This window comes from Aeribacillus sp. SP014 (assembly GCF_054055575.1).
Map to the genome: position 1 here is coordinate 2,624,755 of NZ_JBSRXI010000001.1, position 26,589 is coordinate 2,651,343.

Annotated in this window: 29 protein-coding genes; 3 read left to right on the forward strand and 26 right to left on the reverse strand. The window is 39.8% G+C overall.

Going from position 1 to position 26,589, the window contains the following annotated elements; genetic code table 11:
• Positions 1-235: 235 nt before the first annotated feature.
• Genes ACVIJU_RS12740 through ACVIJU_RS12765 form a run of 6 tightly spaced genes read right to left on the reverse strand, consistent with a single transcriptional unit; the run spans position 236 to position 5,115 of the window.
• On the reverse strand, positions 236-1,216 hold the full coding sequence (locus ACVIJU_RS12740) for a biotin--[acetyl-CoA-carboxylase] ligase (protein WP_117016804.1): 981 nt from the start codon (positions 1,214-1,216) through the stop codon (positions 236-238).
• Positions 1,186-2,397, reverse strand: coding sequence for a CCA tRNA nucleotidyltransferase (locus ACVIJU_RS12745; RefSeq protein ID WP_117016805.1), 1,212 nt, complete (start codon positions 2,395-2,397; stop codon positions 1,186-1,188). The genes ACVIJU_RS12740 and ACVIJU_RS12745 overlap by 31 nt, the downstream gene beginning before the upstream one ends.
• Positions 2,394-3,536 carry an N-acetyl-alpha-D-glucosaminyl L-malate synthase BshA gene (bshA, locus tag ACVIJU_RS12750; protein WP_456687660.1) on the reverse strand — a complete coding sequence of 381 codons (1,143 nt, stop codon included), beginning with the start codon at positions 3,534-3,536 and terminating at the stop codon, positions 2,394-2,396. The genes ACVIJU_RS12745 and bshA overlap by 4 nt, the downstream gene beginning before the upstream one ends.
• A gap of 44 nt (positions 3,537-3,580) precedes the next feature.
• Positions 3,581-3,985, reverse strand: a complete 405-nt coding sequence (mgsA, locus tag ACVIJU_RS12755) for a methylglyoxal synthase (protein ID WP_063388558.1) — start codon at positions 3,983-3,985, stop codon at positions 3,581-3,583.
• Between the two features lie 11 nt (positions 3,986-3,996).
• On the reverse strand, positions 3,997-4,776 hold the full coding sequence (gene dapB, locus ACVIJU_RS12760; protein WP_094246121.1) for a 4-hydroxy-tetrahydrodipicolinate reductase: 780 nt from the start codon (positions 4,774-4,776) through the stop codon (positions 3,997-3,999).
• 15 nt (positions 4,777-4,791) lie between these two features.
• A complete protein-coding gene (locus ACVIJU_RS12765) occupies positions 4,792-5,115 on the reverse strand; it encodes a nucleotide pyrophosphohydrolase (RefSeq protein ID WP_063388560.1) in 324 nt (107 codons plus the stop codon).
• 141 nt (positions 5,116-5,256) lie between these two features.
• Between ACVIJU_RS12765 and ACVIJU_RS12770 the strand changes: the two genes are divergently transcribed.
• Positions 5,257-6,126 (forward strand): YitT family protein, encoded by an 870-nt coding sequence (locus tag ACVIJU_RS12770; protein WP_094246122.1) that lies wholly within the window; start codon positions 5,257-5,259, stop codon positions 6,124-6,126.
• 212 nt (positions 6,127-6,338) lie between these two features.
• On the opposite strand, the gene ypjB is transcribed toward ACVIJU_RS12770, so the two are convergent.
• Positions 6,339-7,118 (reverse strand): sporulation protein YpjB, encoded by a 780-nt coding sequence (ypjB, locus tag ACVIJU_RS12775; RefSeq protein WP_063388562.1) that lies wholly within the window; start codon positions 7,116-7,118, stop codon positions 6,339-6,341.
• 64 nt (positions 7,119-7,182) lie between these two features.
• Positions 7,183-7,782 (reverse strand): lipoprotein heptaprenylglyceryl N-acetyltransferase LhaT, encoded by a 600-nt coding sequence (gene lhaT / locus ACVIJU_RS12780; RefSeq protein ID WP_327856242.1) that lies wholly within the window; start codon positions 7,780-7,782, stop codon positions 7,183-7,185.
• 287 nt (positions 7,783-8,069) lie between these two features.
• On the opposite strand from lhaT, the gene ACVIJU_RS12785 reads away from it, so the two are divergent.
• Complete coding sequence (locus ACVIJU_RS12785) at positions 8,070-8,291, forward strand: hypothetical protein (protein ID WP_340733961.1); 222 nt, start codon at positions 8,070-8,072, stop codon at positions 8,289-8,291.
• Between the two features lie 150 nt (positions 8,292-8,441).
• On the forward strand, positions 8,442-8,711 hold the full coding sequence (locus ACVIJU_RS12790; protein ID WP_340733962.1) for a hypothetical protein: 270 nt from the start codon (positions 8,442-8,444) through the stop codon (positions 8,709-8,711).
• A 388-nt stretch (positions 8,712-9,099) separates the two neighbouring features.
• Here ACVIJU_RS12790 and ACVIJU_RS12795 read toward each other — a convergent pair whose 3' ends face one another.
• The 18 genes from ACVIJU_RS12795 to trpE form a co-directional block, all read right to left on the reverse strand.
• Complete coding sequence (locus ACVIJU_RS12795) at positions 9,100-10,560, reverse strand: alanine/glycine:cation symporter family protein (RefSeq protein ID WP_063388566.1); 1,461 nt, start codon at positions 10,558-10,560, stop codon at positions 9,100-9,102.
• A gap of 863 nt (positions 10,561-11,423) precedes the next feature.
• Positions 11,424-12,191: a menaquinol-cytochrome c reductase cytochrome b/c subunit gene (locus ACVIJU_RS12800; RefSeq protein ID WP_063388567.1), complete on the reverse strand. Its 768-nt coding sequence runs from the start codon at positions 12,189-12,191 to the stop codon at positions 11,424-11,426.
• A gap of 64 nt (positions 12,192-12,255) precedes the next feature.
• Positions 12,256-12,930 (reverse strand): menaquinol-cytochrome c reductase cytochrome b subunit, encoded by a 675-nt coding sequence (qcrB, locus tag ACVIJU_RS12805; RefSeq protein ID WP_063388568.1) that lies wholly within the window; start codon positions 12,928-12,930, stop codon positions 12,256-12,258.
• A 3-nt stretch (positions 12,931-12,933) separates the two neighbouring features.
• Entirely contained in the window at positions 12,934-13,446 is a 513-nt protein-coding gene (locus ACVIJU_RS12810; protein WP_063388569.1) for a QcrA and Rieske domain-containing protein, read from the reverse strand.
• Positions 13,447-13,586: 140 nt separating this feature from the next.
• Positions 13,587-14,030: a YpiF family protein gene (locus ACVIJU_RS12815; RefSeq protein WP_327873669.1), complete on the reverse strand. Its 444-nt coding sequence runs from the start codon at positions 14,028-14,030 to the stop codon at positions 13,587-13,589.
• 83 nt (positions 14,031-14,113) lie between these two features.
• Positions 14,114-14,656: a ReoY family proteolytic degradation factor gene (locus tag ACVIJU_RS12820; RefSeq protein WP_063388571.1), complete on the reverse strand. Its 543-nt coding sequence runs from the start codon at positions 14,654-14,656 to the stop codon at positions 14,114-14,116.
• A 72-nt stretch (positions 14,657-14,728) separates the two neighbouring features.
• Entirely contained in the window at positions 14,729-15,238 is a 510-nt protein-coding gene (locus ACVIJU_RS12825; protein ID WP_456687661.1) for a tetratricopeptide repeat protein, read from the reverse strand.
• Between the two features lie 13 nt (positions 15,239-15,251).
• Positions 15,252-15,995: a tetratricopeptide repeat protein gene (locus ACVIJU_RS12830; protein WP_456687662.1), complete on the reverse strand. Its 744-nt coding sequence runs from the start codon at positions 15,993-15,995 to the stop codon at positions 15,252-15,254.
• A gap of 21 nt (positions 15,996-16,016) precedes the next feature.
• The gene (locus tag ACVIJU_RS12835; protein WP_117016811.1) at positions 16,017-16,928 is read right to left on the reverse strand and encodes a hypothetical protein; all 912 of its coding nucleotides are present in this window, start codon (positions 16,926-16,928) and stop codon (positions 16,017-16,019) included.
• 75 nt (positions 16,929-17,003) lie between these two features.
• Positions 17,004-18,299: a 3-phosphoshikimate 1-carboxyvinyltransferase gene (gene aroA / locus ACVIJU_RS12840; RefSeq protein WP_117016812.1), complete on the reverse strand. Its 1,296-nt coding sequence runs from the start codon at positions 18,297-18,299 to the stop codon at positions 17,004-17,006.
• Positions 18,300-18,315: 16 nt separating this feature from the next.
• Positions 18,316-19,416, reverse strand: a complete 1,101-nt coding sequence (locus ACVIJU_RS12845; RefSeq protein ID WP_117016813.1) for a prephenate dehydrogenase — start codon at positions 19,414-19,416, stop codon at positions 18,316-18,318.
• 55 nt (positions 19,417-19,471) lie between these two features.
• Positions 19,472-20,554 carry a histidinol-phosphate transaminase gene (hisC, locus tag ACVIJU_RS12850; RefSeq protein WP_066251925.1) on the reverse strand — a complete coding sequence of 361 codons (1,083 nt, stop codon included), beginning with the start codon at positions 20,552-20,554 and terminating at the stop codon, positions 19,472-19,474.
• A 21-nt stretch (positions 20,555-20,575) separates the two neighbouring features.
• Complete coding sequence (gene trpA, locus ACVIJU_RS12855) at positions 20,576-21,370, reverse strand: tryptophan synthase subunit alpha (protein ID WP_375338753.1); 795 nt, start codon at positions 21,368-21,370, stop codon at positions 20,576-20,578.
• Complete coding sequence (gene trpB, locus ACVIJU_RS12860; RefSeq protein WP_412674490.1) at positions 21,360-22,556, reverse strand: tryptophan synthase subunit beta; 1,197 nt, start codon at positions 22,554-22,556, stop codon at positions 21,360-21,362. The genes trpA and trpB overlap by 11 nt, the downstream gene beginning before the upstream one ends.
• Entirely contained in the window at positions 22,556-23,194 is a 639-nt protein-coding gene (locus tag ACVIJU_RS12865; protein ID WP_117016815.1) for a phosphoribosylanthranilate isomerase, read from the reverse strand. Before ACVIJU_RS12865 ends, trpB begins: the two co-directional genes overlap by 1 nt.
• On the reverse strand, positions 23,191-23,958 hold the full coding sequence (gene trpC, locus ACVIJU_RS12870; protein WP_117016816.1) for an indole-3-glycerol phosphate synthase TrpC: 768 nt from the start codon (positions 23,956-23,958) through the stop codon (positions 23,191-23,193). Before trpC ends, ACVIJU_RS12865 begins: the two co-directional genes overlap by 4 nt.
• Positions 23,951-24,967: an anthranilate phosphoribosyltransferase gene (gene trpD / locus ACVIJU_RS12875; RefSeq protein ID WP_063388580.1), complete on the reverse strand. Its 1,017-nt coding sequence runs from the start codon at positions 24,965-24,967 to the stop codon at positions 23,951-23,953. Before trpD ends, trpC begins: the two co-directional genes overlap by 8 nt.
• Entirely contained in the window at positions 24,964-26,478 is a 1,515-nt protein-coding gene (gene trpE, locus ACVIJU_RS12880; RefSeq protein ID WP_130156176.1) for an anthranilate synthase component I, read from the reverse strand. The genes trpD and trpE overlap by 4 nt, the downstream gene beginning before the upstream one ends.
• Positions 26,479-26,589: the final 111 nt, after the last annotated feature.

Consider the following 26,589-nt stretch of genomic DNA (forward strand, 5'->3'; position numbering starts at 1 on the left):
CTCTTTTGTAGTTGCAGAGGGTAAGAACGAACCGATTAAAAAAACCTTCTTTCACTGAGAAAGAAGGATTTTTACCATTTCCTTATTATCGGCTTCTTCATCCCTCTGTCCCAGTCCTTTTGGATCAAGGCAGAATCAATCTTTTAATAATGACAACATGAAACTTTTTTGGTGCAGTTCCAAACAGGATACTGCCCTTTCGTTAAGTATAACAAAATTTCATTGTAAAATATATTTATTTGATATCAATATCTGCTGAATACACTTTTTCTATTTTTCCTTCAGAAGTTTCAATGAGAAGCGCCCCTTCTTCATTAATGCCAAGAGCCTTGCCGACAACTGTTCCGGATAATGTCCGGGCATGGATCGTTTTGTTTAAACTAATGGAATAGCTTTCCCATAAAAGTTTAATCGGTTTAAATCCATGCTCTAAATATGTAGTATACCATTTTTCAAAACGTTCGAGAAACTTTTGAATGATAAGGGCGCGATGAATTTTCTCTCCCTTTTCAATCGCTATGGAGGTGGCGGTATTGCGAATCGCTTCAGGAAATTCATCAATTTGCTGATTTACATTAATACCGATGCCGATGATCACCGAATGCACTTGATCAGCTTCCGCCTCAAGCTCTGTTAAAATTCCGACTGCTTTTTTTCCATTAATCAAAATGTCATTGGGCCATTTAATGGTCGGAGAAAGCCCTGTTGCCTCTTCAATCCCTTCTACGAGAGCAACGGCTGTCAATAAAGTAAGCTGAGGAGTTTTCTGTAAAGGTATGTTCGGCCGCAAAATGATGCTCATCCAAATCCCTGTACCTTTTGGCGAATACCATACTCTAGCCATTCTCCCTCTTCCGCCTGTCTGTTCATCCGCAACTACGAGCGTTCCCTCCTCAACACCTTTCTGCGACAATTCATGGGCAATTTTTTGAGTAGAATCAACCGTATCGTAATATACAATGTTTTGTCCTATAAAATCCGTTTGCAGACCTAATTGTATTTCGTTGGCTGTAATTTTTTCCGGCGTCTTGACTATTCTGTACCCCTTTCTTCGCACCGCCTCGAGGACAAATCCTTCCTTCCTCAATTCCTCAATATGCTTCCATACTGCCGTTCTTGAACAACCGAGCAATTCGCTGATTTTTTGGCCTGAAACATATCCTCCATCAGCTTCAGAAAAAGCTGCTAACAGCTTTCGCCTAATTTCTGATTGCAATTTTTTAACCACTCCTTTATTTTGCCGCTATTATTTTCAATCAATCCATTGACAACCTGTTGTTCAACCAGCGTTAAATATTCCTCCACCCATTTGCCCGGCTTTTTCGGCACGATGTTTAAAATGTCATTCCCCGTTACGGCCAATTCTTTTCTAGAATGGATTGGAAGCTGTTCGTACGACTTTTGCAGTTTCTGAATGGCTTCTTCGTTTTTTTCTTTTTGCAGCACCTGCCTTATTCTTTCCAGCTGAAGAGCATCCTCAAGCCCTGTCTTATATAAAAGAAAGGCTGTCCAGTCTTTCTCGAAGAGACAATTGAGCAACTCAAGATGTCTGCATACTTTTTTGATCACCCTTCTAGGAAGCTTCCAATTCCGCATAAATGATTCACCATCATCCGTTTCTAAAACGAATAACAAAACAGTCCAGTATTCTTCCCGCTCACACAAATTATGCATTGGATAGCTGAGCAGCTTGTTCAACTGTTCTTTCTTTTGTTTTAATCCAGGCATATGTTGATAAACATTCGTAAGAGTTAATAGTTGTATCGCATCATTTGCGGAAGCTCCAGCCAGAAGCTTTTCAAATTCAGCAGTTATTCGCTCGATCGATATGTTCTGAAGAAGCTTATGCCAAACGGTTATGGCTTGCAAAGTTTTTTCTTCAAGCCGAAAGGACAATTGGCTGACAAATCTTAAAGCGCGCAGCATTCTTAACGCATCTTCGGAAAAGCGTTCATACGGATCTCCCACTGTACGAATCATGCGGTTTTCTAAATCTTCCATGCCATTGACATAATCTAAAATGCGCCCGTTTTTGTCCATCGCCAAAGCATTAATTGTAAAATCGCGCCGCTTTAAATCTTCTTGCAGCGAGCTGACAAAACGGACATATTTAGGTCTTCGATACTCTTCGTATTCCCCTTCCGTCCGAAAAGTCGTCACTTCATATGGCTTTCCATTATGAAGAACGATGACTGTACCATGCTGCACCCCAACATCAATTGTTTTCGGAAAAATTTTTTGAATCTCATCAGGCTTTGCTGATGTGGCAATGTCGATATCCCCGATCTTCCGATTCAGCAATAAATCACGAACAGAACCGCCGACAAAATACGCTTCATGGCCATGCTCATTTAATTGTTCTATAATCGGTATTGCCTCCACAAATTCTGCTTTCATGTTGGAACTCCTTCAGATAGTAATTCAAAATAAATTTGCTCATATGTTGACACAATTTTTTCAGAATGAAATTTTTCTCTGACAAGCAGTATCGCATTTTCTGACATTTTTTGATGAAGTGTTTGATCTTCCAATAAGCGAATCGATTTTTCGGCGGCATCCTCAATATCGCCAAGCTCAACAATATAGCCTGTTTTATGATCTTCAATTACTTCCGGTATGCCGCCGATCCTCGTTCCAATACAGGGAACTCCGCAAGCCATCGCTTCCAATAAAACTAATCCAAAGCTTTCTTTTTCTGACAGCAGCAATTTTAAATCACTGATGGAATACAATTGATCTAAGTTTTCTTGCTTCCCCAAAAACAGCACATGATCTTCCAATTGCAGCTGTTTCACTAATTTCATGACAATCGACACTTCCGGTCCGTCGCCGACCAGCAACAGCTTCGATGGGACTTCCTGTCGGATGAGGGCAAATGCTTTGACGACATCAGGAACTCGCTTCACTTGCCGAAAATTTGATACGTGTATAAGCACTTTTTCATCATCTTGAATCCCGTACTCTCTTTTTAATGAAGGCAAATGTTTTTTATGATAAATTCGTTCATCAATAAAATTGTAAACCGTTTCAATTTCTTTTTTAGGCTCCAATAAATCATATGTTTGTTCAACGAGCGCCTTTGATACGGCTGTAACGCGGTCCGAAGCTTCAATCCCAAATTTGATCGCTATGGAGAGCGTCGGATCATATCCTAGCACAGTAATATCAGTACCATGAAGAGTTGTGACGATTTTTATTTTTCCCCCAACCATTTGTTTAGCCAAAAAAGCGCAAATCGCATGAGGCACAGCATAATGAACGTGCAAAATATCTAAATTTTCCCTCTCAATGACTTCGGCAATTTTGCTGGATAAAGCGAGATCATATGGAGGATATTTAAAAACAGAGTATTGATTTACTTCCACTTCATGAAAATAAATGTTGTGATAAACCTTATTCAGCCTGAATGGCATGCTGGAGGAAATAAAGTGAATTTCATGCCCTCTTTCTGCAAGCAATTTTCCAAGCTCTGTCGCCACCACGCCTGATCCTCCAACAGACGGGTAGCAAGTAATGCCAATTTTCAATTTTTTCATTCATTATCACCAGGAAAGGATATTTTCAAAACTATGATTTCTGCTCAATTTTTCTCGTGGATGATGTTTCTCCATGTAAAATCTCCCCGTTCAAGCCCCTTTACTAATATTTCCGCAGTGCCCATATTGGTTGCCAGGGGGATTGCATACACATCGCATAGACGGATAAGGGCAGAAACGTCCGGTTCATGAGGCTGGGCAGTCAGCGGGTCGCGAAAAAAGAAGACGGCATCCATTTCGTTTTTCGCGACTAATGCACCAATTTCTTGGTCGCCTCCAAGCGGACCGGATTGGAAGCGGTGAATTTTCAGTCCAGTTGCTTCCTGTATTCTTAAGCCTGTTGTGCCTGTTGCAAATAAATCATGCTTTTCTAATATATGTTTATAAGCAATGGTAAATTGAACCATATCGTCCTTTTTCTTATCGTGAGCAATGAGTGCAATCTTCATATATTTCCCCCTCATTCAATAATGTTTTCCAACCCGTAAACGAGCGTATCGATCTTCATCACGGTTTCAACGGAAAGCTTTACTCCTGACATAAAAGACGCACGATTATAGGAATCATGGCGAATTTTCAGCGTTTGACCGTCACCGCCAAACAAAACCTCTTGATGAGCCACTAACCCTGGAAGACGAACGCTGTGGATATGAATGCCATTCCATTCGCCGCCTCTTGCTCCTTTGATCGTTTCCTTTTCCTCCGGATGTCCTTGCTTTTTATTTCCGCGAACTTCATAAATCATTTCAGCCGTTTTGATTCCAGTTCCAGAAGGTGCATCAAGCTTTTTATCATGATGCATTTCGATGATCTCAACATCAGGGAAGTATCTGGCCGCCATTTTTGCAAATTTCATCATCAGTACAGCCCCAATCGCAAAATTTGGCGCGATAATTGCCCCGATTCCTTTTTCTTCCGCTAATTTTCTCAATTCCTGCAAGTCTTCTTCCTGAAAGCCGGTAGTTCCCACTACAGGGCGGACACCGTGCTCCAGCGCAAGCTTTGTATGTATTTTTCCAACCTCTGGTGTTGTCAAATCAATCAACACGTCTGGCGATGTTTCTGCAAAGCATTGTTCAGGGTTTGTATAGGTGCGGACTTGATCTTGAAACCATTCGCCATCATTTATTTTGTCTATTACAGCTGAAAGTGTAAAATGCTCTGTTTCATTTACCAGTTTTACTGCCTCTTGCCCCATGCGTCCTCTTGGACCGGCAATGACGATCTTAATTTGTTCCATTATTCCATCACCTTTCTATTTTTTTGTCCATCTGTTTCGATCTCTAGTTTGAAATTTATGCATGACGCGATCGTGCGCCTTCTCAAGATCAATGTTTAAAGAATTGGCCAAGCAAATGATGACAAACAATAAATCGCCAATTTCCTCTTCAATTTCTTTCTCTTTCTCCGTTTCTTTTTTTGGCTTTTCCCCATAGTAATGATTAATTTCTCTTGCAAGCTCACCAAGCTCTTCTGTTAATCGCGCAAGCATCGCCAGCGGGCTGAAATAGCCTTCCTTAAATTGGGATATGTAATCATCTACTTCTTTTTGCAGGTCTTTAATTGTTTTACGTTCCATTAGGCAACCACCTCATTTGTCTTCTCTTTCATGTTAGCTAATTCCTTACCATTTGACAATAAAAAGAAATGTCGATTGAATTGTAACATACAATCTGATCCATTATAATTAAAAACATCGAAAAAAATAGGAGGTGGGAGTTTGTTGCCTTTTAAATTGAAAAACCTCTTTTTTATATTGCTCGGATCCGCTATTTTTTCGTTTGGACTCGTTCATTTTAATATGCAAAACAATTTAGCTGAAGGCGGTTTTACTGGTATTACGCTCCTTTTATTTTTTTTGTTTCAAATCAACCCCTCTATTTCCAATCTTGTATTGAATGTACCCATTTTTTTTATTGGATGGAAGCTTTTAGGGAAGACGACTTTTTTGTATACATTAATTGGAACGATTTCGGTTTCGTTCTTTTTATGGATTTTTCAGCTGCATCCATTTCATATTCCTCTACATGAAGATTTAACATTGGCGGCTCTGTTTGCAGGAGTTTTCATCGGCGTTGGACTAGGGATTATTTTTCGCTATGGCGGAACAACAGGTGGAGTTGATATCATTGCTCGTCTTGTTTATAAATTTTTCGGCATCAGCATGGGAAAAACAATGTTTTTATTTGACGCGTGCGTGATCACTTTATCGTCCATTTTTTATTTATCCTATCGCGAAGCCATGTACACATTAGTGGCTGTTTTTATCGGAACAAGAGTCATTGATTTTATTCAGGAAGGTGCCTATAGAGCAAAAGCAGCGACCATCATATCGGAGAAACATGAGGAAATTGCCGAAAAAATCATGAAGGATATGGATCGCGGAGTGACCATTTTAAAAGGACAAGGTTCGTTTACAAAACAGAATCGGAATATTTTATATTGCGTCGTTGCCAAAAATGAATTTGTCAAGCTGAAACAAGTTATTACAGCTGTCGACCCTCATGCGTTTGTTGTCGTCAGCGACGTTCATGATGTACTCGGTGAGGGCTTTACCCTTGATGAAAATAAAAATCCGATTGAGCACTAACGCGTTTCTTGTCGTCAACGATGTTTATGATGCTCAAGAAGGATTTACCCTTCATGAAAACAAAAACTTGTTTAAGCACTGACAGGGACTGTCCAGAAAGTCAAATCCCTTTTGAAAACAAAAAATCATAAACATCGATATATCAACGTTTCTAAAATATAAAAGGGGGCTGTCAATAAGCCAAAAAACGACTTATTAGACAGCCACGCACTCTAGTTCTCTTTTCTTTTATCTGTTTTTTCTCCTTTGTATTTTTTCCATCCTGTATAAGCTAGTGCAATAAAAATGACGCTGCCCGTTGAAAACATCACCCATAACAGCGATGGATCTGCTTCGTCGTTTTTGACGCGATCAAAAATGTTTTTTAAGTCTTTTTCGATTTCCATCATATGCTTCTGTCTTGTCTTTTTCGAAATTTCAAAAAACATTTTGTCGTTTACTGCTGAAATATGTGTTTCAATCTTATCAATGTTTTTGCTGTCAACATCAACGGTAAGGCTTGGATAAATAACGGAGTACAGTGACAAAAAACGATTCCACTCATGCTGAAAAGCCGCCCAATCCTCTTTTTCCATTTCCGTTTTTAATTCTGCAAATGTCGTCATGATCGGTTCTTCCATTGTGCTCCAGAGCGGCTGGTGTTCAGACAGAATTGCATCAACAACAAGCCGGAATTGAGTGACTTTGTCGATCCGATCTTCATAGCTCATTCCATCGTTCTCAACGGCATCCAACGCTTTTTCGTAAGAAGCAGAAATGACCCGAAGCTCATTTATTGATAAGCGGTTTTCAACATTATTTTCTTTAAATTCGTTTTCAAGAAATAATAACAGCTGCTTCGCTTCATCAAACTTTTTTTGCTTTGAAAGCTGCCACGCATAATTCGTCATGACATCCAATGTTTCCCAATTGTTTTTTTCTTTTGCATTGATCGGTATTTGAAGCAGGAAAAAAAGCAAGAGAACAATCAACGTACTGATCCATTTTTTCATTCTTGTCCCCCCTATAACTACTAGTAATAGTTATTCAAGAGTGGACAAGAGTAGACCATGTTTCTTACAATTCTTTCAATTCAAATTTGTATGTTTGATTTTTTATAACAAAAAAATAGGCGATCGCAATGGAAATAATACTCAGCCAAAACGTAAAGTAACCGATTAGCGCAGAATATTGATTTAAAACGCTATATTGAGGCATCATATCAAAAACGTAATCAATAATTTCATTGTGAAGCGTCCATATGGAGGCCAGCATCAAGTGCTTCATTTCAAACCGATAATACGGTGCATACAACAGCCCTTCTATTGCCATTCCTAAATGGGACAAAATGAGCATCATTCCGTAAATGGATAAAACACCCGTTTCCAAATATACAAACAGGTTCATGGCAACCGCCCAAATTCCATATTTAAATAGCGTAATCATCGCTAGTGCTTCAAACAATTTAAAATGCTTTCCAACAAGAAACCCAATCAAAACGAAAACAAAGAACAAACTAGCGGTTGGACTGTCAGGAACAAACGCAATAAACTGTGGCGGTGTTTCGGAAAGCTGCTGTTTATACCAAATATAACCATAAATTGTTCCTGCTGTATTGATTAAAAGCATCAAATATAAAAATGATCGCTGCCTTAATAAAAAAAATAACCAACCCATCCAAGTTCACTCCTTGGTTTTATTGAATTCGGGGTCATGTATCATGAGACACCCTGTACTATGTATGCCAAGAAAACACTCTTTTTTCATTGCAGAAATGTTTCTTATATTTTGAAGAACTAAATGTAGGAAGGCATTTTAAAAATAAGTTTATCGCCTTCCACAGCAACAATATTCATCCTGATTATCAAGAGTAACATTCTCTGTAAATAAGGAAAGCGCTCCTCATCTTTGGTAGAATTTTGTTTGATAAGAACATGACCTACCAAAAAAGGAGCACCTTTAAGGTGAAGTCTACCACACCTATCCACAAAATCAAGACCGAATGTACATCGCAAAATGCAAACAACTTCGGCAGATTCAAATATTCCTGGAGCATTCGAAAAATCAAGCCTGAGAAAGCGCTACAGGACTTGCCAGCATCAACGAAACGTCTCGCTGCGGAAGATGCCGCCTGTCGTTACTGGAAATGGTACGTCGATGATGAAGAAGGCATGACGGTCACCTAACCAAGCGATCTTCTGGAAGAACCCTCATCTTGTTGAGATCATAATGCCAAACACAGGTGGTGGATGACGGCCAGATGCTCTAAATCTAATCTTTAATACGGATTTCGATACAAACCAATCGCCACCAACCTCGAGTAGGAAGCGCTCAATTTGTGGCGTTTTTACAACAAACGATGTTCCATGGGAAATTACATCAAAGAAGCTAAGTGCATGTTTGCCATGGACTGGATTGCGACTGGCGATTTTGAAGCGAATGAACTTGACTTTCTCATCAAACTGTTTTCCAACAACCGCTATGAGCGGTTTAAACAAGATTACTGTGAACCCGTTCATCGAGCATACAGCACTGCTCGGTTTCACTTAGAATTCTTCCGTTGTACAGCAATGTACGGTACAGCTGTCGAGGAATTCTCAGGTTGATAAAAGATTTTGCTAATCAACAGACCTGGAGGAGAAGCGAAACAAAGATCGTCCGGCTAGAATGAGTTTACCACAATTTCGCATAGGAATACCGAAGCTCTTAACAGTCGGGAGGGAAGACTAAAGAGTCATGTGATATGATTCAGCGATGCTAACAAATGTACTGTTTGCATACTCTGATATTTCGTCATCTATCATTGTCTACGATGCTGAAAAACACTGAATGATTATTACTATCTAATCCCAATGTTATATTAAGATCATTTCCTTTGATAAACTGATCATAACACAAGTGAAAAGAAAGGGCGATTCATCACACAGCCTATAAAGGTGAGCGACTTCTCGTCAATTTACGTTAAAAAAGGGGCTTATTGTTGGTACGCAATCTTTAGGATCTTTCTTCATTTTCATGTTTATACCCGTCTGCCCAAAATTCGGCATTTTTTACACCCTGTTTTGTAGAATCATAAGTCGGATCAACACCTTGTTTTTTCTGATTTTCATAGTCTTTTAACGCCCTGATGGCCGGTTTATATAATAATACGAGACCGATTAAGTTCACCCATACCATCAATCCTAGTCCGACATCTCCCAAAGTCCATGCGATATCAGATGTCCGAACCGTTCCGTAAAAGACGGCAGCCAAAAAAATTAACTTTAAGACAAGAATCGGTATATTCTTACTTTTTTTCTTAAACAAATATATAATATTTACCTCGGCAATATAATAGTATGCCATTATTGTTGTAAATGCAAAGAAGAATAATGCCACTGCTACAAAGGGGGATCCAAATCCAGGTAGTTGGGAATCGACTGCAATTTGAGTATAAGCAGTACCCACTTCAACAGTTTCTCCAATATTGTTTACAAGCAATGATTTTTGATCAGGCTCATACACATTGTAGGAATTTGTAAACAAAATCATAAAAGCTGTTGCTGAACAGACAAGCAATGTATCAATGTAAATAGAAAATGACTGTACGAGCCCCTGTTTGGCCGGGTGGGAAACTTCGGCAGCACTAGCAGCATGCGGCCCCGTTCCTTGACCAGCTTCATTTGAATAAATCCCACGCTTTACACCCCAAGAAATCGCACTTCCTAAAATCCCTCCGAATAATTGATTAGCTCCAAACGCACTAGAGAAAATTAGTTTAAATACACCAGGAACTGCTTCAATATTCATGATAATAATGATAAGTGAAATAAGTATATATCCGATTGCCATAAAAGGCACTACTAATTGAGCGACGTTGGCGATTCTTTTTACTCCGCCAAGAATAATCACTCCCAATAGTACAACTAAGATGATTCCTGTTACGGTCGGATCAACGGAGAATGCTTTTTTAAATCCAGAAGAAATGGCATTTGATTGAACACCCGGCATTAAAACACTCATTGCTACAATCGCAGCCACAGCAAAAACCATTCCGGCCCAACGTCGATTTAACCCTTTTTCAATATAATAAGCCGGTCCTCCGCAGTATATCCCATCCACTTTTTCTTTATAAATTTGGCCAAGTGTCGATTCCACATATGCCGTAGCAGCACCAAAAAAAGCAATTAGCCACATCCAAAATACTGAACCGGGACCACCGTATGCGATCGCAGTAGCAACACCAGCAATATTCCCGGTTCCGACCCGTCCCGATAATGCGATCGACAATGCTTGAAAAGAAGAAATTCCTGACTTGGAACTTTTTCCTTTAAACATTTGCTGAACCATATCTTTGATCAATCGTATTTGAGCAAATTTTGTCATAAATGAAAAAAACACTCCGATTCCAATACAAAATACGATCATCGGCGTACTCCAAAGCCACCCACTCAATGTTTCAATAAAACCATCCAAAAAAAATTCCCCCTTATTTTAATGTTATGAGTAATTATAGCTCAGCATTTATATTTATAATAGATTCTTCATTAATTTTTGTGAAATAACACAAAAAAGAAAATATTTTTGAATTATTTGAAATGAATGTTAGTGCTATGCAACCAATTATCAGGAGGTTGAACATATTTTCTGTGCGACTAGAATTTCCAGAATTTTAAGTCGTTACTTAACATATGTTTGAAACACATTATAATGTTTAAATAGAGAAAAGGTTTTAGCAAGAACGCTGTCCTTTTACGGCTTTTTTCACCACAAATGTTCAGAACAGGTGGACGAGAAAAATCTGTGAATTACCCTTATGAAATAAACCGTTGTTTTGAATTGTTTATGTGAAACGATATCGTTGTGTCGATGATCGTGAAATATATAATTGGAGCAGCTCAAAATTCAATTATCAAATACCCCAATCATGGAATACTTTCAGACACTCCATACCTACACATGAGCAGAGGGCACAAATCATAAAATCAAAACAGTAAACGCCTTAGCATACTGGCTATAGAAACCAATACCGATTTAGAACACGTGGCTTGTTTAGAGTGTACAGGAGAAACGTATAATAAGCAGGTGTCCTAGCCCTCCTTCTTTATCATTTTGTCAAAAAATAGTAAATGGATAGAAAGCCGTCAACAAAGGCGATTGACCTCCTCTATTTTTTCATTTACCCAGTCTACAAAAAGAAAATACAATCGCATCAATCTTGCTGACTTAATTGTTAGAGTTGTTTCACAGTCAATGGAGATAAGACAATAAAAAAGCTTGTAGAGAAAAAATCTTCCTTTCTCTACAAGCTATACAGACAAACGCGATGTCAGCTCTTTTTATTTCGATGTAACACTAGAAACAAACTCTGCTAATACTTTCAACTCTTCATCCGTACCTTTAAAGATTCCAGGAGGCATGCTTCCTACGCCTTCTTTAGCAATTTTCGCAACTTCTTCCGGAGACAATCCGTTATCAACTAAAGAAGGTCCAGCCGCTCCGCCTTGCAGGTTATCACCGTGGCAGGAGACGCAGCCTTGTTCCTGAAATATTTTGTATCCTTCCGAATTTGTATCAATTTTAGCTTCCGCTTTAATTTTCCCTTGTTCCTCTTTTAATTCCCAGTCCGTATGCTCAACCGACTCCCATGTTAAATAAACGATGGAAGCTACAGCTAGCAGCATCATTCCTACAGCAACCGGACGCTTATGCGGACGGCGTTCTGGCCCGCGATCCAAAAATGGAGCAAGAAGTAGCGCAGAAAATGCCAGTCCAGGTATTACGATTGCACCGATAACGGTATAAGGACCTGATGCATAAGAATATTTTAAAAGCTGGTATAAAAATAAGAAGTACCAGTCAGGAAGCGGTATGTAACCAGTATCCGTAGGATCTGCAACCCGCTCAAGCGGTGACGGATGGGCAACGGTTAAACATAAAAAGCCAATTAAAAAGACCGCGCCAACTAACCATTCTTTTAAAAGAAAGTTGGGCCAAAAAGCTTCAGTTTTCCCTGGGTATTCGGAGTAATCTTTCGGTATGTTCGGCTTTCTTTCAGCCGACACACGAGAATCTCCAACGAACTTCATACCTTTTCCGCGATGCATTGTTTCCCCTCCTTTGTTAAGCGGTTCGCCACGAACAACTTACTAAAAAAGAATAAGCCGGATTTTATAGCGGACCTGAAATCCCTTGTTTGCGAATCATTAAGAAGTGCGCTGCCATTAATCCGAATAATGCAGCAGGCAAGAAAAATACATGAATCGCAAAGAAGCGAGTCAATGTTTGCGCACCGACAATTTCGGAATGCCCTGCAAGCAAAATTTTGACGTACTCACCAATAAGCGGTGTCGATTCAGCAATCTGCAAGGTAACTTTTGTCGCAAATAACGCTTTCATGTCCCAAGGCAATAAATAGCCTGTCAAACCTAAACCTAGCATAACGAAGAAAATGAGTACACCGACAATCCAGTTAAGCTCGCGTGGCTTTTTGTATGCTCCTTGGAAAAATACACGTAAAGTATGTAAAAACATCATGACGATGACTAAGCTTGCTCCCCAATGGTGCATACCGCGAACAATTTGCCCGAACGCCACTTCATTTTGCAAATAATAGACAGACTCCCATGCATTTTTAATATCCGGCACGTAATACATCGTTAAAAACATGCCAGACAGCACTTGAATCACTGTAACAAAAAACGTCAAACCCCCAAAGCAGTATACAAATGCTGAGAAGTGATGGGCTGGGTTAACATGTTCGGGAACTTCATGGTCTGCGATATCGCGCCATAAAGGGGTGATATCTAACCGTTCATCAACCCAATCATACAATTTGTTGAGCACTTATTACGCCCCCCCTCTTGGTTTAGCTTTTCCTAAATATAAAAATCCATCTTGAATTTTGTACTCATATTCATCCAGCGGAGCAGAAGGCGGTGTTCCAGGGACATTGTCGCCGTTTTTCTCATACAATCCTCCGTGGCAAGGACAGAAGAACATGTTAGGGTTTGATTTATCCCCGTTCCAGTTTACTGTGCAGCCAAGGTGTTTACAAATTGGAGAAAGTGCAACAATTTCTCCTTTTTCATTTTTATAAACCCACGCGGATTTTGGCTCTTCAGCTTCATGCCACGCGTCCTTCTGTTTAATGGTAAAGTCGACACGTGTCGGTTCTTCTTTAATGTCTGATTCCTTTACATTTGTATTAACAAATTCTCCAGCTGCTTTCGGCTGCAATACAGGATCTACAGCGAAACGAACCATCGGCATGAGCATGCCCGCAGCCATAAAGCCGCCTACACCCGTTAGCGTATAGTTTAAAAATTGACGTCTTGAAACACGGTGTTTATTCTCGCTCATCTTTTTCCCCCCTCTATCTCAAGCTAGTCCATAATGGACATATACAGAAACATATAAAACTAGGACATACTCATGATATATCAATCTTTGTAGAAGGTCAATATAATCATATCGTTAGAAACAAGGGATTGAAAGGGTTTTTAGGTTCGATTCCAATATTGTAATAAAATGTTCATAATTTGTTCGATTTGGTCCTGAACAACCTTTCGCTTTACATCCTGATCCATATGTTCTATTGGGATTGACGGAATCCATATAAATTCATCACCTTCTTTGCGCCATCTTTCTTCACATGTTAAAAAAATGACATGCTGAAAATGCTGTTTAATCGTATCTTTCCACTTTTTTAACAGTTTATCCAAATCAATGTCGTCATTTTTTAAAGAAACAAACGGAGGCAACAGCATGATCCGCCCCTTTAACTGCCGTTCAAGCTCCTGTGAAACAATTGTAATAAAATCTGCTTTTGACGCATTTCTTTTCAGTTCCTCATCAAAAGATACCGATAGGATAGGAACAACTGCAGTATCAACGTACTCCCTTGATTGAAGAAAAGAATCGATATCAACCATTTGCCATTTCACTGATTTCAGCCCCTATTTTTTATTTTTCCTTACTCATTATAAAACTGATAAGCAAAATAAAAAAGCAATGCTGTACACATTGCCTAACATCCTAAATTGTTCAATTGTTTTACAAGCTTTCGAAACGCCTCTTCATCGTGAGCATCCAACGCTTCATCAATTAAGCGGAGGAGTTTTTCTTTTTGAAATTTTTTAATTGACTCCTCCAAAATTTTTTCCGCAAGCAGCCGGTCTTTCTCATTTCTTTGCATATCTTTAGGCAAATATGGATTTTCAACTAAAACGGCAGCATATTCCGGGGAACGGTATTGAGCGCGAAAGTTTAACTGGATATACAAGTCTTCATCTTTATTCAAGCGAATATCGTGAAAAGACTTTTCTGCATCTGTTGTCATCACATTTTCTTTATAAAATCTAAACGGAACATCATCCACACAGTGGGTGGACATGATCATTCCCCTCGGACAAAATTTGGCATGCTCTACAAAATGGACGTTTTCCATTAATGAATCATGGCTCATTAAATAATTTAATATCCATACGCATTCCCGTCTTTTCAACTGATAATGATTTAAAAACCAGCGAATAAATTCTTTCTTCTCGTTAACAGAAACAGGGGCTTTCATCTTTAACCCTCCTCTGCTTTCCATCTAATTCAAAAATTCAACATAGTTGCGTTGAATTCCTTCCAATTCCGCCTAAAAATTGTCCTCCAATTCGAGCAGCATATTTTCATATTCAATGTTGCCTGGATCAAGCTCCAGCGCTTTTTCAAAAAGCTTCCTAGCCTTTGCCCGCTCCCCTTCTTCAAGCAGAAAATAAGCGTAATTCTCCAAAAATTCCGGGTCTGTTTTAAAATTATTATATGCACTTTCATAATGCTTTAATGCCTTTTCGTACTGTTCGGTTCGATGATAAGCGATCGCTAAATTGAAGTCAAAATGAGGATCATATTCTTCATGTCTTTCCACGATTTCCGTCAACATCTCAATCGTTTCCACATATTTGCCTTGGTTTAACAACACTCCTGAAAGTGTTATGATTGCTTCTATATAACCCGGATCCAGCTCCAGCGCTTTTTTTAACAATTTTACTGCATTGTCTACATCTTTGAGCTTTAAGGCAATTTTTCCGCCGAATAAATAAAGCTCTTTATTAAATGGATCCTCCTGTAAACCTTCTTGAACAATTTGAAAACTTTTTTCCACCATCCCTTCCTGTTCATAGCTTTTGGCCAAAATATAAATATAGTGAGTGGTAGGTAGTGTCCAATTCCTTTATTCGTTCAAATTGTGCAATTGCTGTTTTTGTCTGGCCTGCATTTAAAGCTGTCATCCCATAAGCGAAATATGTGTCCAAATCCTCTTCTTCCACCGCTTTCTCAAAATAAGCAAGGGCTTCTTCAAATTCACCGCAAGCAGATAAAGACTCGCCTATTCGTTTATGAATATTTACATTCATTATATTTTCAAATTCCTCTAGGACTACTCTATAAAAGTCGATTGCTTGACGATATTTTCCGAGATGAAAATAATGCTCGGCTAATGCGAAATCAATTACTTTCTCTTCAGGCAACCTTCTCTTGGCTTCCTTCAGCTTTTGTTCGCTGACTTCATATAAGCCTTGCAATTGATACAAATCAGCCATAAGAAGAAGGGCTTGCGGATATGATTCATCCTCTTGATCAATTTCATTCAGCAGATCAATCGCTTTTTCTTCATCGTCAAGCTCAATGTATATTTCCGCCAAAAAAAGAGTGATAGCAGATTCATCAGGGTATAACTGCGACAGCTCCTCGGCTATTTTAAGCGCTTCATCTGTCCTGCCCCATTGAAAATATTTTTCCGCAAGCTCAAACTTTTCTTCATCATTTAACTCTTTTTCAATGGATGAAAGTTTTTTCAATCCTTTTTCCACTTGGCCGCTTTCAACCAATTGAACGGCTTCGCTCATTTTTTTATTCAACCTAAAACTCCCCTTCTAAATTCAGTACTTGTTTATTGGCTGCGAATACATATTGAAGCGTCCTGGTGCATTCATCTGCACTTCTTTTCCGAACCCTGGTTTATAAAATATTTGTTCTCCTGCTTTCAAAACGCTTCCGTTGTGAACGATCACTTCTGGGTTATGATTATAATAATCTAGATAATTATTTTCTTCAACTAAATCGATCATCCGAAATAAATTATAATCAACATTGCTTCCGCTTAAAATTTCGCCGCGAATCGGATAAAGACCGATTTTCATTAATGCTTCTTTCGTAAGTGGGACACCGTTTTCAGGACATTCTTCCAATGATGGCAATTTATATTTTTTTACAATTTGCCGCCATTTGCTTTTCAACTGATGGAAGATGGATTGATCTTCTGAAGAAAAATGGGGAAAAATTGGAGTTTGCTTTGGAAATAAAGTCTCACGAATCCATTCCCATGGAACATCATCAAGCTCAGCAATCTGCTTAATTTCCACGATAATCACAGTAATTTTTTCTCTTTTTAGCATTCTGATGATTGAAGGGGTCAGCCGTTCGATTGGGATTTTTGCAGCGATCGCATAATCGATCGGCGAATTCATCATCACTTTGCGAATATGTTTTTTCTTTTCATCCCATTGTCTTTCAAACGGCAAATCAACAGCAGCAATTAAAAAAGTGCAGCCTTTTTGGATCAAATTCTTCACATATAATTTGAATGAATGGCTTTGGTCTAGATGTTGAATGTTTTGGTCAAGCATGACAAAGCCCGGTGTCATGAAATAGGGCGATCCATCCATTTTCATAAATCGAAACTGATCTAATTGCTTTTCTTTAAAACGAAACTCATTTCCGTCAACGAGTATTGAGCGCGTCACAATTTGATTGTCTTCCATTAAACGAATTTGATCAATAATATATGCCATTTTCCCACCTCAATAGCTTTTTTAGACAAGCTATGAAAAGGTTGATAAAAATATGACAAAAACCATCTGACAAACTCAGATGGTTTTGGAAAGCAAATTCAAATGGTCAAAAAAAGCAGGATAGGATACACTGACTGCCTCGTGCTGCATTAATTCCACAGGTTCTTCACAAATAGTGCTGGCAATCGCGAGCATCATGCCGATGCGGTGATCTCCATGGCTGGAAACATTCGTTCCTCCTTTCAGCTTTGTTTTTCCGCGAATGATCATTCCATCGCTTGTAGCTTCAATATCCGCGCCAAGCTTTTTCAGCTCGCCGACAACTGTATCAATTCTATTTGTTTCTTTTACCTTTAATTCTTCGGCGTCTTTAATAACTGTCGTTCCTTCAGCCTGTGTCGCAAGAAGGGCAATGATCGGAATTTCATCAATCAGTCTCGGAATCAGCTCTCCTGAAATTTCGGTTCCTTTTAACTCTGATGTCCTGATCGATATATCAGCCATCGGTTCGGCAGAATCTAATGTCGGTATAATCTCGATTTCTGCACCCATATTTTCTAAAACATCTAAAATCCCTGTTCTTGTTGGGTTAATGCCGACATTTTTCAGCTTGATCGAACTGTCCGGAACAATGGCTCCCGCAACAAGGAAAAAAGCAGCGGAAGAAATGTCACCAGGCACATAAATATTGGCGCCTTTTAATGTTTGTCCTCCCTCTACCGAAACGGTCAAATTTTGTTTTTCCACATGGACGCCAAAGGCTGACAAAAGACGTTCCGTATGATCTCTTGATTGATACGGCTCCTCAACTGTTGTGGTTCCATCTGCTTGAAGACCTGCAAGCAAAATCGATGACTTCACTTGAGCACTCGCTACTGGGGATTTGTAATAAATGCTCTTTAAATTCCCGCCGCGCAAAGACAGCGGGGTAAAAGATCCGTTATTCCGTCCATCAATATGAGCTCCCATTTGTCTTAAAGGAGCTGTTACACGATCCATCGGTCTTTTCGCAATTGACTCATCCCCAATAATGCATGCATGAAAAGGACGTCCCGCTAAAATACCCAGCATTAATCTTGTCGTGGTGCCTGAGTTCCCAACATTTAAAATGTTAACAGGTTCTTTCAGTCCGGAAAATCCTTTCCCTTCAATTGTTACATTCGTTCCTTCCTGTTTGATCGACACCCCCATCTCTTTGAAGCATGAAATGGTGCTTAAGCAATCCTCTCCAGTTAAAAAGTTTTGAATAGTTGTTTTTCCTTCCGCAATTGCCCCAAACATAACCGCCCTATGGGAGATCGATTTATCGCCGGGAACTTCTATAGTTCCGTTCAGCGAATGTTTTTTTGTCAAGACAAGCCCTTGATTCATATCTGTATCACCCCAACTACAGTATATATGTTTCATAATTCGTGTAGCGATCAATGCATTGTTTCGCCTTCATCCGGTCTTCATCCGACTGAAAGCTGATGCGCAAAACACCAAAAATTTCTTCACGCGTTTCTAAAATTCGAATATTTGTTATGCTAATTTCCTCTTTTGCTAAATAACCGGTAATTTCAGAAATAACCCCCGGATAATCCGGAACATCGACATAAAGGTCATAAAAGGACGGAATGGCTCCTTTTTCCCTTTCAGGCAATCCGTCTCGATATGTCTTCGCTTTTTCAAAATATGTATAAAGCTGTTCTTTATCGAGATTCTCAATGAATTGTTTAATTTGCTTCATTTCTTGAATCCATTCATCAAATAACTTGATTAATACATCATGGTTGTGAACAATAATATCGCGCCACATAACCGGGTTGCTTGACGCAATTCGGGTAATGTCGCGAAATCCTCCGGCCGCAAGCCGCTTAATAATTGGAAACATTTCTTCTTTCTTTTCTGCCTGATGGACGAGGCTTGCCGCGATTAAATGCGGAAAATGGCTAATGACCCCGGTAATGGAATCATGTTCTTCAGGTGTCATGACAATAAATTGCGCTTTTGTTCCCTTTAAAAGCTTTTTTAATTGTTCTATTTTTTCCGGACGTTCGTTGCTGCCAGGCGTTAAAATATAAAACGCATTTTCAAATAAATGAGTTTTCGCTGCCGCAACGCCTGATTTATGTGAGCCCGCCATTGGGTGACCGCCAATAAATGTTACTGTTTTCGGCAAAGAAAAGCTCGCATGATCGACAATTTTTTTCTTTGTGCTGCCGACATCAGTGATAATGACTCCTTCTTTCAAGCTTAGCTCTCCCAAAAACGTTAAAACGTTCAATGTTTGTTCAACGGGAGTTGAAATAATAATAACGTCCGCTGATTCAGCGCCTTCCTTAATAGATTCTGCTGATTGATCAATGATTCCCAATTTTTTTGCCATTTGCACTTGATCATTTTTTATATCATATCCGACCAATTGAACCGATGGATGTTCTTTCTTAATTGCACGTGAAATCGATCCGCCGATTAAGCCAAGACCAATGATAAAAACTTTTTCCACAAAAAACCACCTGTTTCTGCTTTTTGGTAAAAAAAGAGGTGAGCGTTCACCTCTTTTAGGAAAGTAGTTCCTTTAAAGTTTGAATCAGTGCTTCATTTTCCTCTTCTGTTCCGACAGTAATTCTCAGCGATGTCGGAAATCCGAGAGCTTTTCCTGACCGGACGATGAATCCTTTTTCAAGCAGCTGTTGAAAAAGCTCATCCGCATCCCTTTGAAAATCTATTAAAATAAAGTTCGTTTGCGAAGGGAAGTACTCAAGACCAAATTGTTCACAAAAATCATAGTATTGTTTGAGCCCTTCCCGGTTCAATTTTTTGCAGGTTTCGATAAAAGTTTGATCGTTTAGCGCTGCAATAGCAGCCTTTTGTCCAAGACGATTTGTATTAAAAGGTTCCCTTGCAGGCTCAATTAAGCGGATGAGTTCTTCATTTCCAATTCCATATCCTACTCGGAGTGCAGCTAGACCGTATGCTTTTGAGAACGTCCGTAAAATTAATAGATTTGGAAATTGATCCAATAAGGCGACTGAATTCGGATAATCTTCCGCCGTCACATATTCGTAATACGCTTCATCAGATACGACAAGGACATCCTTCGGCACTTTGTTTAAAAAATTAATAAGCTCTTCTTCACTTATGTAAACTCCTGTAGGGTTATTCGGATTGCATAACCATACAATTTTTGTTTTGGAATCAATAGAGTCTGCCATTTTATCCAAATTGTGCCGCCCATCTACAAGTTCAATTTCGCGAATTTCGGCATTTTCGATCACCGCATTATGCCGGTATTGGGAAAATGACGGTGACGCCATTACGGTATTGAAGCCTTCGCTCAAAAGTGAACGTGACAGAATTTGTATAATATTATCTGATCCGTTTCCGAAAATGAGCTGATTTTCTTTTACGCCTACATGCTTTGCCACCTGTTTTCGCAGCTCTGCACTATAGCCGTCAGGATAGATCGCAAGAGATTCAAGCTCTTCTTGTATCGCTTGTTTCACTTTATCAGAACAACCGTACGGGTTTTCGTTTGATGCAAGCTTGATCACCTTTGTTAGACCAAACTGTTCTTTTACTTGTTCAATTGGTTTTCCAGGTTCGTATGGTTTCAGCGACTTTAACTGTTCTTTTACCTCCAACCTTAACACCTCTTTCATCCCCTAATGGAGCAAACCGTTAATAAACCTTTCAAATTCCTGTAACCCGCTCTGTTTTGTATTCGCATTTGTGAGAAGCGGAATAAGCTTTTCAATTTGTTTAACAATCGCACTGCCCACAACGACGCCGTCACTTATTTTGAAAAATTTTTTTACATGCTCATTCGACGAAATGCCGAACCCGACAGCCACCGGAACTTCCGCATACTTCTTTACATGAGAGATAAAATCAGAAACGCGCTCATCAAATGATTGGCGCTCACCCGTCACCCCGAGAGATGAAACACAATATAAAAATCCTGCGGCGTTCTCAGCAATTTTTTTTATTCGATTGTAGGAAGTGGGAGCAACCATAGAGATAAAATAAATCCCATGCTCGTCACATTTTTTTCGCATCCATCCGCTTTCTTCGAACGGGAGATCAGGAATGAGAAGTCCTTCTAATCGATTTTTCTCCATTAAAGTAAAAAAGTATTTTTCTCCTAATTGTAGCACAGGATTGAAATAAGTAAAGAGAATGATCGGAATTTTTAAACCTCTTTCTTTCATTTTATATGCTAATTCCATCGCCTTTTCAATATTCATTCCATTTCTTCTTGCCCGGATGGATGCCTGTTGAATAACGGGGCCGTCAGCAAGCGGGTCCGAATAGGGAACGCCAAGCTCAATGGCTGACGCCCCGCATTTTTCTAAAGTAAGGGCGAGATCAATGGTCAACTCTTCATTCGGATCTCCAGCTGTAATAAAAGGAATAAAAAGCTTGTCAAACTGTTGAAACATGCTTTTGTTAGAAACCATTTTCAACTCCCCCTTTCGTTTTCATCAAAGTGTGAACATCTTTATCGCCCCGTCCGGACAAACAAATTAAAATTGACTGTTCATTTGATAAAGTTTTTGCTACTTCAATTCCTTTTGCAACGGCATGAGCAGATTCAATTGCGGCTAATATTCCTTCTGTTTTCGCCAATGTTTCGAGTGCTGCAATCGCCTCTTCATCTGTCACAGATTCATAAACGACACGCCCTATTTTTGCTAAATAAGCATGCTCCGGACCGACACCCGGATAATCGAGGCCGGCAGAAATCGAATAAGGCTCAATAATTTCACCGTATTGATTTTGCAATAAGTACGTCATCGAACCGTGAATAACGCCTTTCGTCCCCTTTGTAATTGTTGCCGCATGTTCACCCGTTTCCACTCCTTTTCCTCCTGCCTCCACTCCAATAAGCTTTACATCTTCTTCTAAAAACGGTGTAAACATCCCGATCGCATTGCTTCCTCCGCCCACACAAGCTATGACAACATCCGGCAGCTTGCCAAACTCGTTGAAAAACTGCTCTTTCGCTTCATCTCCAATGATCCGCTGGAATTCTCTTACCATCATCGGATATGGATGCGGACCGACAGCTGAGCCCATTAAATAAAAATGGTCTTCACAATGCTGAACCCAATATCGGATCGCCTCATTCACAGCGTCTTTTAATGTTTTATTTCCGCTTGTAACAGGCACTACTTCAGCACCTAGCAGCTGCATCCGAAAAACGTTGAGGCGCTGTCTATCGATGTCTTCTTCTCCCATAAATACTTTGCAGTCCATGCCAAATTTCGCAGCGACAGTTGCTGATGCTACACCGTGCTGTCCGGCACCTGTTTCAGCAATAAGCTTCTTTTTTCCCATTCTTTTCGAAAGAAGCGCTTGACCAATGGCATTATTGATCTTATGGGCACCAGTATGGTTGAGATCCTCCCGTTTTAAAAAAATGTTTGCTCCCCCGACATGTTTTGTTAATTGGTCTGCAAATGTTAAAGCGGTCGGTCTGCCGGAATATTTTTGCAGCATTTGATGATATTGCTGTTGAAAAGAAGAATCACTTAATGCATCCTTTAATGCTTCTTCTAATTCATACAACGGCTTCATTAACGTTTCTGGTACATATTTTCCTCCAAATTCTCCAAATCTGCCATATTCATCAGGATATTTCATCAGCCTTTCACCTTCTCTATTAATTTTGCTATTTTTTCGACATCTTTTTTTTCATTTGTTTCAACACCGCTTGCAACATCAATGTTTTCAGCGCCTTTTTCAAGCAGCTCTGTTATGTTTTCAGGTGTAATGCCGCCCGCAATAAAACAAAGCTTCCGGTGATTTTTCGCCCATATTATATAATCAGACACATTTGACCAGTCAAAAGCAACGCCTGTTCCGCCCCACATTCCTTTCACACGGCTGTCAATCACATATCCATCCACCCAACGCGAAAATTTTTCCATTTCCTCTATCACATGTTCATGATGAGGAAGAGCTTTCCAAACAGAAAGACCGAACTTTTCCTTTACCTGTTTTACAAATTCTTCATCTTCATCGCCATGCAGCTGTATGCAGTCTAATTCGACCGCTGCTAGCACATCCTCTAAAAATTGAATCGTCGGATGAACAAATACGCCTACTAGTTTTGGACGCATTTCTTTTGGAAAAGCTTCCATCCACCTGCCGACATCATTTGCCTTCACCTGCCGTCTGCTTTCAGAGGAAAAGATAAAGCCGATATAATCGGCTCCTTGATTGATGGAAACGGCTGTATCTTCAAATGTGCGGTTGCCGCAAATTTTGACGAGTCTCACTTTACACTCTCCTTAAACAGCTCATAAATTCCTTGTTCCGGATCTTTTTTCCGCATGAGCGCCTCCCCGACAAGCACGCCTTTTGCTCCATATTCATACACCGTTTGCAAATCTGCCATCGTGCTTATGCCGCTTTCACTGATCAATAAAATATCTTTCGGCACATATTTTTGAATCGTTTCCAGATGATGAATATCCGTATGAAAGGTTGTTAAATCCCTGTTGTTCACCCCTAATATATTCGGCACAAATATGTCTAGTATTCTTTCAAGAGTCTCGACAGAATGGACCTCCACCAGCACATCCAGCTCTAAGCTGACCGCTTCATCCCAAAGCTCCTTTAATTTTTTGGGCGGAAGAGCCTCCCCGATTAACAAAATGGCATCCGCTCCGATCCATTTCGATTCATACACTTGCTTTTTATCGATAATAAAATCTTTGCGCAAAACAGGAAGTTTCACCTTTTCTTTAATTTCAGACAAAAATGCGGTTGACCCTTGAAAAAACTTTTGATCGGTTAAAACAGATAAGCAGTCTGCCTTCCCTCTCTCATATTTTTTTGCAATATCGACAGGATCGAAATCTTCACGAATGACACCTTTGGACGGCGATGCCTTCTTCACTTCCGCAATGAGCCCAAGAAAACGGTTCGGGTTTTGAAGAGCAGCGAAAAATGATCTTTTTTCGAATGTTTTTTGGTCTAATTGCGTCAAATCAAGCTCTTTCACTTCTTGTTCTTTAGCTCTTATGATCGTATCAAGCATAGCTCTCTTCCTTTCGGATGGCCAATCTCTTTAATTGCTGATAGGCGGTCCCGTCTTTTATGGCTGTTAAAGCCATCTGTACCCCTTCAGAAATGTTTTTTGCTTTTCCTGCTACGTACAGAGCTGCAGCCGAATTTAATGCTACAATGTTCTTCACGCTTTCATTTCCTTTATTTTTCAGTACTTCCTCTATCATTTTAGCACTTTCTTTAGCATCTGAGACTTGTATTTCTTCAAGCTTCCCTCGATTCATTCCAAATTGCTCCGGAGAAATCGTATATTTTGTTATGTTCCCATCTTTTAGTTCTACGACATCCGTTTCATCACTGATCGAAATTTCATCTAATCCGTCCCTTCCTGATACTAACAGCACATGCTCTGAACGGAAATGTTTTAATGTTTCAGCCATTTTCTCCGCATGCTCCAATGATGAAACGCCAAGCACTTGTCGTTTTGTATTGGCCGGATTAGCCAGCGGCCCGAGCAAATTAAAAATCGTTCGGAATCCCACTTCTTTTCTTGCTTTGGCAACATGCTTCATCGATGAATGATAGAGAGGAGCAAACAAGAAGCTCATATTCGTTTCTTCCAAGCTTCTTCTTGCTTCTTCAGGCGTTGTTTGGATTGGGATGTTTAAACATTCGAGCACATCAGCGCTGCCGCTTCTTGAAGAAACAGCGCGGTTTCCGTGTTTTGCGACTTTCACTCCCAACGATGAAGCTACAATGGCAGATGCGGTTGAAATGTTAAATGTTGATGCTCCGTCTCCGCCCGTTCCGCAAGTATCAACTGCATTTTCAAATCCTTCAAGCTGAGTCATATTTTCCTTCATCGCTTTCACAAATCCCGTCATCTCTTCGACCGTTTCGCCGCGAAATCGTAAAATAGTGATGAGACTGGCAATTTGACTGTCCGGAACCTTTCCTTCCATGATTTTTTTCATAATATCTTCTGCTTCAGATGCTGAAAGAGTCTCACCATTAATGCACTTCTCCAATATATGCTTCATGCCCTCTTCCTCCCTTTTTCTAAAAACAATTGTTCTGCTAATTCGATCGTTTGAATGAGCGCACTCGCTTTGTTTCTTGTTTCTTCCCATTCTTTTAAAGGAACAGAATCGGCAACGATCCCAGCCCCCGCCTGGACATATGCCTTCTGATTGCTCAGCGTGATTGTCCGAATTGTGATGCATGAATCAATGCTTCCATCGAAGCTGATGTATGCAACAGCCCCCGCATAGCTCCCCCTGGCAGTCGGCTCCAGCTCATGAATAATTTCCATCGCGCGTATTTTTGGGGCTCCTGAAACGGTTCCGGCAGGAAAAGCCGAAATTAACGCATCAATCGGATGAATGCTTTTTCTCAATTTTCCTCTCACTTTTGAAATGAGATGGATAACATGTGAAAAATAAGCTGCATCCAGAAGTACAGGTGTTTTGACCGTCCCGTATTCAGCAACTCGGCCGATATCATTTCTTGCTAAATCAACAAGCATATAATGCTCCGCTAGTTCTTTTTCATCCTGCAGCAATTGGCGAACGAGTCTTCTATCTTCTTCCTTTGTTTTGCCCCGCTTTCTCGTGCCGGCAATAGGATGAATTTCAACATAATCGTCGCGAACATGAATCAATCTTTCCGGTGAACTGCCGATAAGCTCTTGGTTTGATAGTTTTATATAAAATAAATAAGGGGAAGGATTGATAATTCTTAAAATTCGATATAATTGCAGACCGGTTACCGATACTTGTTTTTCAAAGCGCTGCGAAAGAACTCCTTGAAATATATCGCCAGAACGAATATATTCCTTCATTTTTTCAACATGATGCAAAAATTGTTCTTTTGTATAATTCGATTCAAATCCGGCGAAAGAAACCGGTTCTTTGTTTGACGGGATGAAAATATTTCCTTCCGGCTTGACGTTTTTTAATTCATTGCGATATTGAAAAATGCGTTCCTTTCCCGCCTCAAATATTTGCTTCAGCTCTTGTTCGCTTTCGTTTCCTTCTAGCTCTCTGTAATGAATAAATGTCAGCAGTTTTTCCCTGTGGCTATATGCAATGACCGTTTGGCAAATGACCAGTTCACATACAGAATGGGTTCTGTCAGCATGACGATGAGCTGGAATTTTTTCAAATAGGCTGACCGCATCATAATCGATTTTTCCGACAGCTCCGCCTGAAAACGGCACATCGATCGCCACTTTTTTTACATTGAAGCTTACCGTCATTCTATGAAACAATGCTGATAACGAAACATCTTTGTCCATGACCATCTGTTTTCGATTTTGCAGCTGGAACGTTCCATTTTCTTCCTTGATAAAATACATCGGCTCAAGACCGATAAACGAGTAGTTGGACCAGTTCGACTCGCTGTCATTGCTTTCTAAAATATAACAAGCATCGGTTTGCAGCGTTTGAAATATTTGGATAGGTGTCAGCATATCGACATGATATTGCTCGATAATGGGAACCGTCTTATATTTGCGGCAATCCTGCAAAAAATCTTGAAAGGTTGTTGCCATTGAAGTACTCACTCCTCCAAAGTATTTGGAGAATGAGTCATAGAGGATCGTTTTTGAGGGATGAAATTGATAATAAAAATGCCCAAAAACATTACGTTTTTGGGCAGTCGA

Bases quoted from the DNA above. Each gene is read 5' to 3' on its own strand.
- ACVIJU_RS12745 (WP_117016805.1), bottom strand. From the start codon at position 2,397: ATGAAAGCAGAATTTGTGGAGGCAATACCGATTATAGAACAATTAAAT.
- bshA (WP_456687660.1), bottom strand. From the start codon at position 3,536: ATGAAAAAATTGAAAATTGGCATTACTTGCTACCCGTCTGTTGGAGGA.
- mgsA (WP_063388558.1), bottom strand. From the start codon at position 3,985: ATGAAGATTGCACTCATTGCTCACGATAAGAAAAAGGACGATATGGTT.
- dapB (WP_094246121.1), bottom strand. From the start codon at position 4,776: ATGGAACAAATTAAGATCGTCATTGCCGGTCCAAGAGGACGCATGGGG.
- ACVIJU_RS12765 (WP_063388560.1), bottom strand. From the start codon at position 5,115: ATGGAACGTAAAACAATTAAAGACCTGCAAAAAGAAGTAGATGATTAC.
- ypjB (WP_063388562.1), bottom strand. From the start codon at position 7,118: ATGAAAAAATGGATCAGTACGTTGATTGTTCTCTTGCTTTTTTTCCTG.
- lhaT (WP_327856242.1), bottom strand. From the start codon at position 7,782: ATGGGTTGGTTATTTTTTTTATTAAGGCAGCGATCATTTTTATATTTG.
- ACVIJU_RS12800 (WP_063388567.1), bottom strand. From the start codon at position 12,191: ATGCATCGCGGAAAAGGTATGAAGTTCGTTGGAGATTCTCGTGTGTCG.
- ACVIJU_RS12810 (WP_063388569.1), bottom strand. From the start codon at position 13,446: ATGAGCGAGAATAAACACCGTGTTTCAAGACGTCAATTTTTAAACTAT.
- ACVIJU_RS12820 (WP_063388571.1), bottom strand. From the start codon at position 14,656: ATGAAAGCCCCTGTTTCTGTTAACGAGAAGAAAGAATTTATTCGCTGG.
- ACVIJU_RS12835 (WP_117016811.1), bottom strand. From the start codon at position 16,928: ATGGCATATATTATTGATCAAATTCGTTTAATGGAAGACAATCAAATT.
- aroA (WP_117016812.1), bottom strand. From the start codon at position 18,299: ATGAATCAAGGGCTTGTCTTGACAAAAAAACATTCGCTGAACGGAACT.
- trpA (WP_375338753.1), bottom strand. From the start codon at position 21,370: ATGGTTTCTAACAAAAGCATGTTTCAACAGTTTGACAAGCTTTTTATT.
- trpB (WP_412674490.1), bottom strand. From the start codon at position 22,556: ATGAAATATCCTGATGAATATGGCAGATTTGGAGAATTTGGAGGAAAA.
- trpC (WP_117016816.1), bottom strand. From the start codon at position 23,958: ATGCTTGATACGATCATAAGAGCTAAAGAACAAGAAGTGAAAGAGCTT.
- trpD (WP_063388580.1), bottom strand. From the start codon at position 24,967: ATGAAGCATATATTGGAGAAGTGCATTAATGGTGAGACTCTTTCAGCA.
- trpE (WP_130156176.1), bottom strand. From the start codon at position 26,478: ATGGCAACAACCTTTCAAGATTTTTTGCAGGATTGCCGCAAATATAAG.